Genomic DNA, 13066 nt, shown 5'->3' with positions numbered 1-13066 from the left:
GTGCGGCGGTTCTCGTAAGCGGATTGAAACGATCTCGATTATTCATTTTTCGGTGCGAGGCGCGTCCGGTAAAGTCGGTGGCATGGCCGCGGCGTGCGCGGCCGCCGATCGGAAGGAAGCCATCATGAATGCCCAGCGTTTTGTGTCGCCGTTCGCGGAGCGGTTCGATCTGCGCGTCCCCGTCGTGCAGGCGCCGATGGCCGGCGGCCCGACGTCGCCGGCGATGGTCGCCGCCGTGTCGAATGCGGGTGCGCTCGGGACACTCGCCGCTGCGCCGTTCGCGCCCGAGCGGCTCGCGAGCGAGGTCGCGGCAATCCGCGCGCTGACGCAGCGGCCGTTCGGCGTGAACCTGTTCGTGCTCGATCCCGCCGCTCCGGACGAAGCCACCGTGCGTCGCGCGCTCGACGCGATCGATCCGCTGCGCGCCGATCTCGGTCTACCGCCGGGGCAGCCGCTCGAACGCTACGCACCGGACTTTCGCGCGCAGCTCGACATGCTGATCGAACTGCGCGTACCGATCGTGAGCTTCACGTTCAATGTGCTGTCGAAAGAAGATGTTGCGCGATTGCATGCGGCGGGCTGCTATGTGATCGGCACCGCGACGCACGTCGCCGAAGGCATCGCATGGCGCGACGCGGGCGCGGATGCGATCGCCGCGCAAGGCGCCGAAGCCGGCGCGCATCGCGGCACGTTCATCGGTTCGTTTGAAGACGCGCTCGTCGGAACGATGGCGCTCGTGCCGCAGCTCGTCGATGCGACCGGTCTGCCGGTGCTGGCTGCAGGCGGCATCATGGACGGCCGCGGCATCGTCGCGGCGCTCGCGCTCGGCGCGCAGGCTGCGCAGATGGGCACCGCGTTCCTGACCTGCGAAGAAAGCGCGATTCCGGCGTCGTGGAAAGCGCGCGTGCGCGCGGCGTCGGACACGTCGACCGAAGTGACGCGCGCGATCACCGGTCGCCATGCTCGCGGCATACGCAATCCGATCATGCGCCGGCTGACCGAGCAGCTGGATCGCGTTGCGCCGTACCCGGTGCAGAACGCGTTGACCCAAGAGTTGCGGCAAACCGCGGGCCGTGCGGACAACGCTGACTATCTGTCGTTGTGGTCGGGCCAGGGGGCGCCGCTGGGTCGCGCGCGTTCCGAGGCATTGACGGCGGCCGCGCTCGTCGCGCAGCTCGATGCCGAATGGCGTGCCGCAGCGGCGGGCATCGTGGCGCTCGGCGATTGAACGCAATGCCCGCAATGCCTATTCGGACTATTAACGGAATTGCACTGCTAATTCTTTAGCCTTTCATGAAAAAAACCTGTTCGGGCTTCCGCCTACCTGGCGGAAACCCGCATGAGCCGGTGCTTTCCGGTCATCGGTGAAACTTCGCAGTGGACTCCCTCGGATAAACGCTATTGGTAGTGTCACCACTTTCCCAAAAAAATCCCCGGAATTAATTTGATCGCCTACACTTCCGCGCAAGCACGGGTGGGCACCTGTCACAAACAGGCTCCGCACACGTGCTGGCCAAGTGCATGAACGATGCATCCGGCGTGATCGTCCACGGGACAGAGGCAGGGTGGAGCGGGGCACAGGCGATTACGTTGTTTTTGGGACCGAAACTGGAGACTTACATGAATACCAAGCTTCAAAAGCTGTTGCCGATCAGCGCTGCGGCGATGCTGTTCGCTACGTTGGCAACGACCGCGGTAGCAGACGAGGTCGTCAAGATCGGCCACGTCGCGCCGCTGACCGGCGGTATTGCCCACCTGGGCAAGGATAACGAAAACGGCGCGCGCCTCGCGGTGGAAGAAATCAACGCGAAGGGGCTGACGATCGGCGGTCAGAAGATCACGCTGCAACTCGATGCACAGGATGACGCAGCTGACCCGCGTACGGCTACCCAGGTTGCGCAGAAGCTCGTCGACGACAAGGTCGTCGCCGTGGTCGGCCACCTGAACTCGGGCACGTCGATCCCGGCTTCGAAGATCTACAGCGATGCGGGTATCGTGCAGATCTCGCCGTCGGCAACGAACCCGGTTTACACGCAACAAGGCTTCAAGACGACGTACCGTGTCGTCGCGACCGATGCGCAGCAAGGTCCGGCTCTCGCGAACTACGCAGCGAAGGGCATGAAAGTGAAGAGCGTCGCGATCGTCGATGACTCGACGGCTTACGGCCAGGGTCTCGCGAATGAATTCGAGAAGACCGCCAAGTCGCTCGGCATGAACGTGATGTCGCACGATGCGACGAACGACAAGGCTGTCGACTTCCGCGCGATTCTGACGAAGATCAAGGGCGAAAACCCGGACGCGATCATGTACGGCGGCATGGACGCCACCGGCGGCCCGCTCGCGAAACAGGCCAAGCAGCTCGGCCTGCGCGCGAAGGTGCTGGCAGGCGACGGCGTATGTACCGACAAGCTGGCGGACCTCGCAGGCGACGCAACCGACAACATCGTCTGCTCGGAAGCCGGTATGGCGCTCGAGAAGATGGCGGGCGGCAAGGCGTTCGAAGCGAAGTACCAAAAGCGTTTCGGTCAGCCGATCCAGATTTACGCACCGTTCACGTATGACGCTGTGTACATCATCGTCGACGCGATGAAGCGTGCCAACTCGACCGATCCGGCGAAGATCCTGGCTGCCATGCCGGCGACCGACTACAAGGGCGTGATTGGCGAAACGACGTTTGATTCGCACGGCGACCTGCAGCACGGCGTGATCTCGCTGTACGACTACAAGGGTGGCAAGAAGACGCTGCTCGACGTCGTGAAGATGTAAATCGACGACGGTTGTCCGCGGCGGGTGCGAACCTGCCGCGCGACAGCGCAGGACACGAAAAAGGCACGCGGGCCGAACCCCGCGTGCCTTTTCTTTTGCCGGTCGGCGTGAGACGCTATCGTCAGAACAACAACCTGACTGGGAGGCTGCGATGACACGTCCGATCGACGACGAGTGGCGTCGGTGGATCGCCGAAAACCTGATGCTCGAGATCCCGCCCGATTCGCTCGCGGGAGCGCTCGTTTCGCACGGTTTTTCGGCTGACGATGCCGCGCGCGAAGTGCAGACGGCACTCGCGAGTCCGTATCTGCAGGGCAGTACGCGATTGCGCAATCGTTTGCGAAAGCGCGAGTGGATGCTGTCGGTGTACGGCACGCTGAACCGGCTGCGCGCGAACGGCGGGACGGTCGAGCGCCGCGAACGGCTCACGCACGACGAATTCTTCGAACAGTACTATTTCCAGAACCGGCCGGTCGTGATCACCGGCATGTTCGATTCGTGGCCGGCGCGTACGAAGTGGAGCTTCGATTATTTTCGCGAGCGCTGCGGCGACTGCGAGGTCGAAGTGCAGTTCGGCCGCGATTCCGATGCGAACTACGAAGTCAATCAGCCGCAGCTGAAGCGCACGATGCGCTTTCGCGAATACGTCGATCTGATCGAGCGGAGCGGCCAGACCAACGATTTCTACATGACCGCGAACAACTCGTCGCACAACCGGGAGGCGCTCAAGGCGCTGTGGTCCGACGTCGAGCCGATCCGCGCATACCTCGATGGGGAGTCGCCGGACACCGGCTTTTTCTGGTTCGGACCGGCAGGCACGAAGACACCGTTTCATCACGACCTGACCAACAACTTCATGGCGCAGGTGATCGGCCGCAAGCTGATCCGGCTCGTGCCGTTCCACGACACACCGCACATGTACAACGACCTGCATTGCTATTCGCAGGTCGACGGCAGTGCACCCGACGTCGATCGCTTTCCGGCGCTGCGCAACGCACAGGTGATCGAGTGCACGCTCGCGCCCGGCGAGCTGCTGTTTCTGCCGATCGGCTGGTGGCATTACGTCGAGGGACTCGACGCGTCCGTCACGATGACGTTCACGAACTTCCTCGAGCCCAACGATTTCGGCAAGACCTACGACACGTATCACGAGCTCTGAATTGAGCGTCCCACGCGCCGGCATGTTCTTGTCCGGCGCTCGATAAAAAAACGGCGGACCGGAATTTCCGGACCGCCGTTTTGCTCCCTGGCGCTTTCGCGCGGCCGTTTATTTTTTCGGTTGTGCAGTGAGCGAACCAAGACCGCCGAGCAGACCGCCCGACCCGGTGCTCGAGCCCGCGGCGCCGGTCAATCCACCGGTCAGCGACGTGACGAGCCCGGTGACTGGCGCGAGCAGGTTGGCAAGGCCGCCGGCCGCACCCGATCCGCCGCTGCTTCCGGTACCGCCCGTACCCGTCGTGCCGCCTGAACTGCCGGTCGTGCCACCCGCCGCGCCGAGCGCACCCGTCACCGTACCAAGCAGGCCGGTGATCGGTGCGAGCGGATTGCTCGAGCCCGTTCCACCGCTGCCGCCAGTGCTTGCGCCAAGGCCGTTGAGCGCGCCAGTCAGCGTTCCGGTGACGTTCGTGAGCAGCCCGGTGACGGGCGCGAGCGGTCCAGTACTGCCGCCCAGCGCACCGGTGAGTGTCCCGGTGACCGTGGTGAGCAGTCCGGTGACCGGAGCAAGCGGACCACCTGAGCCTGAACCGGTGCCACCGCCCAGACCACCGCCGAGTCCGCCGAGCCCACCGAGTCCTCCAAGCGCGCCGGTGAGTGTACCGGGCAGCGACGTGAGCAGTCCGGTGAGCGGCGCGAGCGGATTGCCCGAGCTGGTCCCGCCCGAGGTGAGCAGACCGCCGGCCGAGGTGACGGTGTCGCCGAGCTTGGTGACCACGTTGCCCAGGTTCTGTCCGATCGGGTTGCTGGTCGCGCCGCTGATCTGGGCGCCGGCGGCGTCGAGCCCGTGTCCGATCGTCGAGAGCAGGCCATCGAGCGGTTTGCCGAGACCCGTGGTGTCGCCGATGGCTTGAGTGGTCTGCGAGACCGTCGACGTGATCGGCGTGATCACCGTGCTGACGGTTTGCGTGACCTGCTGGATCGGCCCGTTGGTGAGCTGGTTACCGAGCTGCGTGCCGATGCCGCTGACGGTGTTGCCCACACCGGAGACGAGTCCACCGAGCGGACCGGTGAGCGGACTCAGCGGCGCAAGAGGACCGCTGCCCAGGCTGGTCACGAGCTGGCCGACATTATTGACGGACTGGCCTGCGTCATAGACCAGGTTGCCGGAACTGGCCAGCGTGATGCCGAGCGGATCCTTCACGTTGCTGTTGCCAAGCTGACCGAGGCCGTTTTGCAGCCCCGTACCGAGTGCCGTGACACCACCGCCGAGATTGGAGACGGTGTTGCCGAGCGCCGCCGTTGTTGCCGGGTTGGCGCCAGGGATTGCCGTCATGCCAATCTGACTGCCGATCGCCGAGACGGTCTGTCCGGTCGCGGTGACGACGTTGCCGCCGTTTTGCACGACGACGCCGATGGGGTTGGCGCTGGTGGGCGTTGGCGTCGGAGTGGGTGTCGGCGTCGGCGTCGGGGTGGGCGTCGGCGTCGGGGTGGGCGTCGGCGTCGGAGTAGGCGTCGGCGTCGGAGTCGGAGTCGGCGTGGGCGTCGGCGTCGGCGTCGGAGTGGGCGTCGGTGTCGGCGTCGGAGTAGGCGTCGGGGTGGGAGTAGGCGTCGGTGTCGGTGTCGGCGTCGGCGTCGGCGTCGGAGTAGGCGTCGGGGTGGGCGTCGGCGTCGGCGTCGGAGTAGGCGTCGGAGTAGGCGTCGGGGTGGGCGTCGGCGTCGGAGTAGGCGTCGGCGTCGGAGTCGGCGTGGGCGTCGGAGTGGGCGTCGGTGTCGGCGTCGGAGTCGGAGTAGGCGTCGGGGTGGGAGTAGGCGTCGGTGTCGGTGTCGGCGTCGGCGTCGGAGTAGGCGTCGGGGTGGGCGTCGGCGTCGGCGTCGGCGTCGGAGTCGGAGTCGGAGTCGGAGTCGGCGTCGGCGTCGGCGTCGGCGTCGGAGTCGGAGTCGGAGTCGGAGTCGGCGTAGGCGTCGGAGTAGGCGTCGGAGTAGGCGTCGGAGTAGGCGTCGGTGTCGGAGTCGGAGTAGGCGTCCCGCCGCCACCTCCACCTCCCGTTCCCGAGCCACCACCTGCGCCTATGCCGCCGCCGGAGCCGCTGCCACTGCCGCTCGGGATCGTTGGCTTGGGCCCGTTAACAGTTGTCCCGCAGCCTGTCAGTGCGATCAGCGATGAAATGCACATCGCAATCGTCGTTTTTTTGAATTGGTGGTTCATGCTAGTTTCCCCTCGGAAATAGACCGATGACGAGGAAACTGCAAGCCTCATGCCAATTCATTCGGGAACCGAAGCAATCGCGCGAGGCCTGTCGCTTCAAGGGAGAGAAGCAGGTGCGTTGCGTCGAGCGTTCGTGTTGCCGTCGGTGTGTCGAGGAACAGGCCCCTCGCGCGCGTGCCGCGTAACGTAACGCGTCGCGCGCGAAGCCCAGCGCGCATCCGATGATCGTGACGCGCATGACCGACGAAGCGCTTAGGCTGACGCCCAATAAAAAACGGCGGACCGGAATTTCCGGACCGCCGTTTTGCTCCCTGGCGCTTTCGCGCTGCCGCTTATTTTTTCGGTTGTGTAGTGAGCGAGCCGAGGCCGCCGAGCAGACCGCCGGACCCGGTGCTCGAGCCCGCGGCGCCGGTCAATCCGCCGGTCAGCGAGTTGACGAGCCCGGTGACCGGTGCAAGCAGACTGGAGAGGCCACCGGCCGCACCCGATCCGCTGCTGCCACCCGTCGTACCGCCGGTACCGCCGGTACCGCCAGTCGCTCCGCCGAGCGCGCCGGTCACCGTGCCAAGCAGACCCGTGACAGGCGCGAGCGGATTGCCCGCGCTACCCCCCGATCCACTGCCGCCGGTCACACCGCCCAGGGCACCCGTCACCGAACCGAGCAAGCCGGTGACGAGCCCCGTGACGGGGGCGAGCGGATTGCTGGAAGAGCCGGAACCTGAACCGCCGAGGCCACCGGTGAGCGCACCGGGCAACGACGTCAGCAGGCCGGTGATCGGCGCGAGCGGATTACTGGAGGAGCCGGAGCCGCCCAGGCCGCCGGTGAGTCCGCCGAGTATCCCGCCGAGCGGGTTGCTGCTGCTGGAGCCGCCAGCGGTGAGCAGACCGCCGGCCGAGGTGACGGTGTCGCCGAGCTTGGTGACCACGTTGCCCAGGTTCTGTCCGATCGGGTTGCTGGTCGCGCCGCTGATCTTGCTGCCCGCGGAATCGAGCCCGTGTCCGATCGTCGAGAGCAGGCCGTTGAGCGGTGCACCGAGACCGGTGGCGTCGCCGACGGTCTGGGTGGTCTGCGAGACGACCGAGGTGATCGGCGTGATTGCCGTGCTCACCGCCTGCGTGACCTGCTGGATCGGTCCGTTGGTAAGCTGGTTACCGAGCTGCGTGCCGATACCGCTGACGGTGTTGCCCACACCGGAGACGAGTCCGCCGAGCGGAGCGGTGAGCGGACTCAGCGGGGCCAGGGGACCGCTGCTGCCCAGGCTGGTCACGAGCTGCCCGACATTATTGACGGACTGGCCGGCGTCGTAGACCAGGTTGCCGGAACTGGCCAGCGTGATGCCGAGCGGATCCTTCACGCTGCTGTTGCCGAGCTGCCCGAGGCCGTTCTGCAGCCCCGTACCGAGTGCCGTGACGCCACCGCCGAGATTGGAGACGGTGTTGCCGAGCGCTGCTGTTGTTGCCGGGTTGGCACCGGGAATCGGCGTCGTGCCGATCTGGCTGCCGATCGCCGAGACGGTCTGTCCGGTCGCGGTGACGACGTTGCCGCCGTTCTGCACGACGACGCCGATGGGATTGGCGCTCGTTGGCGTTGGTGTGGGCGTTGGTGTGGGTGTCGGCGTCGGCGTCGGGGTGGGCGTCGGGGTGGGCGTCGGAGTCGGAGTCGGAGTCGGAGTCGGAGTCGGAGTCGGAGTCGGAGTCGGCGTCGGCGTCGGAGTCGGCGTCGGCGTCGGAGTCGGAGTCGGGGTGGGCGTCGGTGTCGGTGTCGGAGTCGGCGTCGGAGTGGGCGTCGGAGTAGGCGTCGGAGTAGGCGTCGGTGTCGGTGTCGGTGTCGGCGTACCGCCGCCTCCCGAGCCCGAGCCCGAACCGCTACCCGAACCGCTGCCCAAGCCACTCGATGGCCGGTTGACCGTCGATCCACAACCCGTCAAAGCGATCAGTGACGATATGCACATTGCGATCGCTGTCATTTTAAATTGGCGTTTCATGTTTGCAACTCCCCGTAAGAAACTGGTGGGAAGTCCTCTGCAAACCTTATGCCAATTTTTTGCTCCGTCTCATCCGGCCGGAGAGCCCCGTCCAGCAAGGCGAAGCGAGATCGCGTGAGATGCGCCCCAGGCTGCGCGGCCGCGATGTGTCGAGGAACAGCACGCCGCGCGCGAGCCACGTAACGTAACGCAACGTGTTTGCCTCGGCCCAGCGAGCCGTGTTCGCTTTACCGAAATCGAACCGGCTAAAAGCTGGCCCGTCGGGGCCGCCCAGGTTCAAATCAAGCTCAGATCTTCAGACGCCGCAGCATCCTCGGACCCGTCACCGCGAGCAAGGCGGCGCACAGCGCGACGACGGACAGCCCGATCGTCAGATTCGTCGCCTGCGCGACGCCGCCGATGATCACCGGCCCGAGCAGCATGCCGAAATAAGCTAGCCCGGCGACGTGTGCAAGCCCTTCGGCGGCGTGGATGCCCTCGACGCGCGCGGCAGCCGCGAACAGCACCGGCATCATGTTCGCGAGGCCGATGCCCATCAACGTGAAGCCGGCCATCGCGATCACGGGATTCGGCAGCAGCAGCGCGGCGATCATCCCCACGCACGCGAGCGATGCGCTCGCCATGATCAGCTGCGGCGCGCCGAATCGCGCGCGTACCGCGTCGCCGGCGAAGCGCGCAGCCGCCATGCCGCCCGAAAACGCCGCGTAGGCCGCGCTCGCGACCGCCGGCGTCGCCAGCACCACGTCGCGCATGTAGACGGTCGCCCAGTCGTACATCGCGCCTTCGGCGATCAGCGCGATCAGCGCGAAGATGCCCAGCGCCCACAGCGCCGGGGAGCGCCAGCGGTTCGCTCGCGGGGCGTGCGCGTCCGGATGCTCGGCGTGCGGCACGTGCGGCAGTACCGACGGACACGCTGCGAGCAGCACCAGCGCGCTGATCGCGGACGCCAGCGCCAGATGAACGGCAGGCGCCATCCCGCGCGCGAGCAGCGCGCCGCCGATCGCCGCCCCCGCCATCCCGCCGACACTGAACATCCCGTGCAGCGACGACATGATCGGGCGCCCCAGCGCGATCTCGACGGCGCTGGCCTCGGCGTTCATCGCGACGTCGAGCGTCGCCATGCCGGCGCCGAAGATCATGAGCACGATGAGCAACAACCAGTACGACGGCACGACCAGAATCAGCGCGCCGCAGACGGACATGACCAGGCCGCCGGTCAGGCACGCGCGGCGGCTGCCGACGCGGGCGATCCACGACGCGTTCGTCGCCATCGCGGTGATCGACCCGACGGCCACCGCGAGCAAAGCGACCGACAGCAATGCCGGGTTCAGATGGAAGCGGTCGCGCACGGTCGGGACGTGAACCCCCCACGACGCATACACCATCCCGGCGATGAAAAAGAGCGCCATCGTCGCGGTGCGTGCGCGGTTGCGTGCGGCGACGGGCAGGTTGCGATGAGCGGCGGGCAGCGCCGCCAGATCGGAGGAACGGTCGGACACGGAAATCTCGTCGAGGAAAGACGGTCGGCGCGCGAACGCACGAAAGCGCGCTGAAAGTAAACGTCAGATTCTATCCGGCCGGCCGGTCTTCTGCCGGGCTCGGCTGAACTAATATCTACCGATATCCACCGATATGCCCACCCCTCGACGAGGACACGTTTGAAGATTCCCGCTCACGCGCCGCTGCACCTGCTGCATCAGGTCGCCGTCGGTACGCTCGCTACCCACTGTCGCGATCCGCAGGGGTTTCCGTATCCGTCCGTGCTGCCGTTCGCACCCGACGGGCGGCACCGGCCGATGCTCCTCGTCAGTGGTCTCGCCGAGCACACGCGTAACCTGCATGCCGACCCGCGCGCCGGTTTTCTCGTCGCGCACGCGCCGGACGGCGACGTGCTTGGCGGTCCGCGCGTCACGCTGATCGGGACATTCGAGCGGATCGAGCCGGAGCAGGCCGTCGTGAAACGCTATCTGCGCTACCACCCGGACGCCGAACGCTATCTCGCGCTCGGCGACTTCGCGTTCTGGACGATGCAGGTCGACCGGCTCCGCTATATCGGCGGCTTCGGTGCGATGGGCTGGCTCGATGCCGAGGATCTCGACCCGCTTGCGCCGCTCGCGCCCGACGACGAAGCGCAGCTCGTCCAGCACTTCAACGATCACTCGCGGCGGCCTGCGACGCTGGAACTCGCCGGCATCGATCGTTATGGAGTCGACCTGAAGATCAAGGGCGCGCGCACGCGATTCATGTTCGATGCGCCGAAGACGGATCAGGAAACGCTGCACGCCGCGCTCGAGGATTGCATCGAGCGACACATTCGCTGATACCTGACATTGTCCCGACGCGTTGATTATTTCGTCGGACGTGAAGTAATTACCGATTTTGTTGCAACCAGCGCTTCGAAGTTCTCACGCCATGAAAAGTTTGGCTATAAAGATGCTTTTTATTTTCATGATTTGGGAGTGAATCGGGCATTTATCTGAAATATGCAGCGCCTTTTCAGGTGGCTTGAATTTGAGAGAAATGAAAAGTTTCTCGACAAAACTCGTTGAACTATTCGTCTGAAACAAACGTTAATTATTTTCTGTTATCGGCCTTTTGCGCGCTTTGAATTTTGTGTTAATCTCGCGTTCAAATTCCGAGGCATGATCATCTTCAAACGGCAAACCTGCTTAAGACTGGTAGCCATTTATCCAAACCATAAAGGTAAACTATGTCTTCCTACAAAGACCTTCTCGCACAGCGAGAGAAGCTGGAAAAGCAGATCGAAGAAGCGAAGGCACGCGAATATGCCGAAGTGCTGAACGAGATCAAGCAGAAAATGTCCGACTATGGCATTACGCTGGCCGAGCTCGGCGGCGGTCGCGGCAAGAACGCCAAGATTGGCCGGCCGCGCGCGGGCGTTGCGCCCAAATATCGCGATCCGGACAGCGGCAGCACCTGGTCCGGCCGCGGCAAACCGCCACGCTGGATCGCTGGTTTGGACCGTGAAAAGTTTCTGATTCAGAAATAAACGCTTCCGGTGCTTGCACCGGAAAGTAGTAATAAAACCGCGTCATCCGCAAGGAGCGCGGTTTTTTATCGACTGGAGAATGTGGCGGCTTCGCGGAAACCCGGATTCGATGGTCTGAATACGAATGCTTCATGTTCTTATAACCAGCTGATTTAAAAGAAGTTTCTAGGGGAATTGAGAGTTTTCAACAGCGCGGAGGGGTAGAATCGTGACGTCTGATCTCTCCACGTTCATATGTCCTCTACCGTAGCCGCCCAATCCAGCGAGAAACAGCGGGTTGCGCGAAAGACCACTTTCGTCAGTATCGTGCTCAATGCGGTGTTGAGCACGCTGCAGATCGTCGTCGGTATTTTTGCCCACTCCCAGGCGCTCATCGCGGACGGCGTGCATTCGCTGTCCGATCTCGTATCGGACTTTGTCGTACTGATCGCGAACCGCCATAGCGGCGCCGAGCCCGACGCCGATCACAACTACGGTCACAGCCGCTACGAGACGGTCGCGTCGCTGTTTCTGGGCGCATTGCTGATCGCGGTCGGGGTCGGGATGCTCTGGCGCGCGGGCATCCGGCTCACCGATCTCGATTCGATCCCGGCGGTTCATCTGAGCGCGCTGGCCGTTGCCGTGCTCGTGCTGGTTTCGAAGGAGAGCCTGTTTCGCTACATGCTGCGCGAGGCGCAGCGGGTGCGTTCCGCGATGCTGATCGCCAATGCGTGGCATGCGCGCTCGGACGCGGCGTCGTCGCTGGTCGTGGCGCTCGGCATCATAGGCAGCCTGGCCGGCGTGCGGCTGCTCGATCCGATTGCCGCGGCGATCGTCGGATTCATGGTCGCGCGGATGGGCTGGGTGTTCGGCTGGGACGCGCTGCAGGATCTGTCCGACCGCGCGCTCGACGAAACCGCGTCCGCCGATATTCGCGCGTTGCTGGTCGCGACGCCCGGCGTGCGCGGCGTCCACGAATTGCGGACGCGGAAGACGGGCGATTTCGCGCTGGTCGACGCGCACGTTCTCGTCGATCCGCTGATTTCGGTTTCGGAAGGGCACTACATCGCCGAATCCGCGCGGGCCCGGCTGCTCGTCGATCCGCGCGTACTCGACGCACTGATCCACGTCGACCCGGAGAACGATGCGCTTACGCGACCGCCCGTCGGGTTGCCGTCGCGCGAGGCGGTGATCGCTGAAGTCGAGACGGCGCTCGCCGGCCGGGGCATCGTCGCCGACGACGTCAATCTTCACTATCTAAGTACCGGCCTCGATGTCGAACTGACCTTGCGACCGACCGCGGGAGAAGAAGCGCCAGGCGATGCGTGGCTTGCTCGTGTCGATCTTGCGGGCTTGCAGCGTCGGCTCGGCGCGCGCCGTCTGGACGTGCTGCGCGCGGTGCCGCAAGAGGCACCAGCCCGCGCGAAGCGCGACATCGCCTGAGCCTCGCGGCATCTGTGGTCTCTACAGCGGCAGCTGCGTATCGAACTTGATCTCGCGCAGCACGACGCTCGTGCGGACCTGCGCAACGGCCGGAATCTTGAAGATGCGTTCGTGCAGGAACGTGTCGTACGCCTTGATGTCCGGCGCGACGATTTTCAGGATGTAGTCGGATTCGCCGGTCGTGCTGTAGCACTCAGTCACTTGCGGGCAGGTGGCGATTTCGCGTTCGAACTGCTCGACGCCGCCCTCGGTGTGCCGCGTCAAATGGATGTGCGCGAGCGCGCACACGTGCAGGCCGAGCTTCTCGCGATCGAGCAGCGCCGTATAGCGCTGGATCACGCCGGACTGCTCCATGTCCTTGATCCGCCGCCAGCACGGCGTGCTCGACAGCCCGACCTGGTCGGAGATTTCCTGGACCGAACGGCGCGCGTCCAGCTGCAGAAGACGCAGGATCTTTTGAGAGAACGTATCGAGTGTCAACTGCGCCTCCGTTGCGTCGCCGTATCCCTAATGGTAGAG

At 64.8% G+C, this 13066-nt stretch carries 9 protein-coding genes and 2 pseudogenes; 7 read left to right on the top strand and 4 right to left on the bottom strand.

Features of this window, described 5'->3' with window-relative positions:
* Positions 1 to 124: 124 nt before the first annotated feature.
* From ACREXZ_RS00245 to ACREXZ_RS00235, 3 genes are all read left to right on the top strand, one after another.
* Positions 125 to 1228, top strand: coding sequence for an NAD(P)H-dependent flavin oxidoreductase (locus tag ACREXZ_RS00245; RefSeq protein ID WP_431762014.1), 1104 nt, complete (start codon positions 125 to 127; stop codon positions 1226 to 1228).
* 392 nt (positions 1229 to 1620) lie between these two features.
* Positions 1621 to 2766, top strand: a complete 1146-nt coding sequence (locus ACREXZ_RS00240) for a branched-chain amino acid ABC transporter substrate-binding protein (RefSeq protein WP_431762013.1) — start codon at positions 1621 to 1623, stop codon at positions 2764 to 2766.
* A gap of 151 nt (positions 2767 to 2917) precedes the next feature.
* Positions 2918 to 3925: a cupin-like domain-containing protein gene (locus tag ACREXZ_RS00235; protein WP_431762012.1), complete on the top strand. Its 1008-nt coding sequence runs from the start codon at positions 2918 to 2920 to the stop codon at positions 3923 to 3925.
* Between the two features lie 108 nt (positions 3926 to 4033).
* Here ACREXZ_RS00235 and ACREXZ_RS00230 read toward each other — a convergent pair.
* Positions 4034 to 5443 (bottom strand): annotated as a pseudogene (locus tag ACREXZ_RS00230) (collagen-like triple helix repeat-containing protein); the annotation flags it as partial.
* On the opposite strand from ACREXZ_RS00230, the gene ACREXZ_RS00225 reads away from it, so the two are divergent.
* Positions 5337 to 6152, top strand: a complete 816-nt coding sequence (locus tag ACREXZ_RS00225; RefSeq protein ID WP_431762478.1) for a hypothetical protein — start codon at positions 5337 to 5339, stop codon at positions 6150 to 6152. The pseudogene ACREXZ_RS00230 and the gene ACREXZ_RS00225 sit on opposite strands and share 107 nt — an antisense overlap.
* Positions 6153 to 6462: 310 nt before the next feature.
* On the opposite strand, the pseudogene ACREXZ_RS00220 reads toward ACREXZ_RS00225, so the two are convergent.
* A pseudogene (locus ACREXZ_RS00220) lies at positions 6463 to 7797 on the bottom strand (collagen-like triple helix repeat-containing protein); the annotation flags it as partial.
* Between the two features lie 605 nt (positions 7798 to 8402).
* A complete protein-coding gene (locus ACREXZ_RS00215; RefSeq protein WP_431762011.1) occupies positions 8403 to 9614 on the bottom strand; it encodes an MFS transporter in 1212 nt (403 codons plus the stop codon).
* A 159-nt stretch (positions 9615 to 9773) separates the two neighbouring features.
* Between ACREXZ_RS00215 and ACREXZ_RS00210 the strand changes: the two genes are divergently transcribed.
* The 3 genes from ACREXZ_RS00210 to ACREXZ_RS00200 all read left to right on the top strand — a co-directional run bounded on the left by ACREXZ_RS00210 (position 9774) and on the right by ACREXZ_RS00200 (position 12547).
* The gene (locus tag ACREXZ_RS00210; protein WP_431762010.1) at positions 9774 to 10436 is read left to right on the top strand and encodes a HugZ family protein; all 663 of its coding nucleotides are present in this window, start codon (positions 9774 to 9776) and stop codon (positions 10434 to 10436) included.
* Positions 10437 to 10825: 389 nt separating this feature from the next.
* Positions 10826 to 11125, top strand: a complete 300-nt coding sequence (locus ACREXZ_RS00205) for an H-NS family nucleoid-associated regulatory protein (protein WP_431762009.1) — start codon at positions 10826 to 10828, stop codon at positions 11123 to 11125.
* 234 nt (positions 11126 to 11359) lie between these two features.
* Complete coding sequence (locus tag ACREXZ_RS00200; RefSeq protein WP_431762008.1) at positions 11360 to 12547, top strand: cation diffusion facilitator family transporter; 1188 nt, start codon at positions 11360 to 11362, stop codon at positions 12545 to 12547.
* 21 nt (positions 12548 to 12568) lie between these two features.
* On the opposite strand, the gene ACREXZ_RS00195 is transcribed toward ACREXZ_RS00200, so the two are convergent.
* Positions 12569 to 13027 (bottom strand): Lrp/AsnC family transcriptional regulator, encoded by a 459-nt coding sequence (locus ACREXZ_RS00195; protein WP_431762007.1) that lies wholly within the window; start codon positions 13025 to 13027, stop codon positions 12569 to 12571.
* Positions 13028 to 13066 lie beyond the last annotated feature (39 nt).

It is taken from the genome of Paraburkholderia sp., assembly GCF_050742655.1.
Lineage (GTDB): Bacteria > Pseudomonadota > Gammaproteobacteria > Burkholderiales > Burkholderiaceae > Paraburkholderia.
The sequence above is the reverse complement of the archived record's forward strand: the minus strand, read 5'-3'. Positions and strand labels throughout refer to the sequence as shown.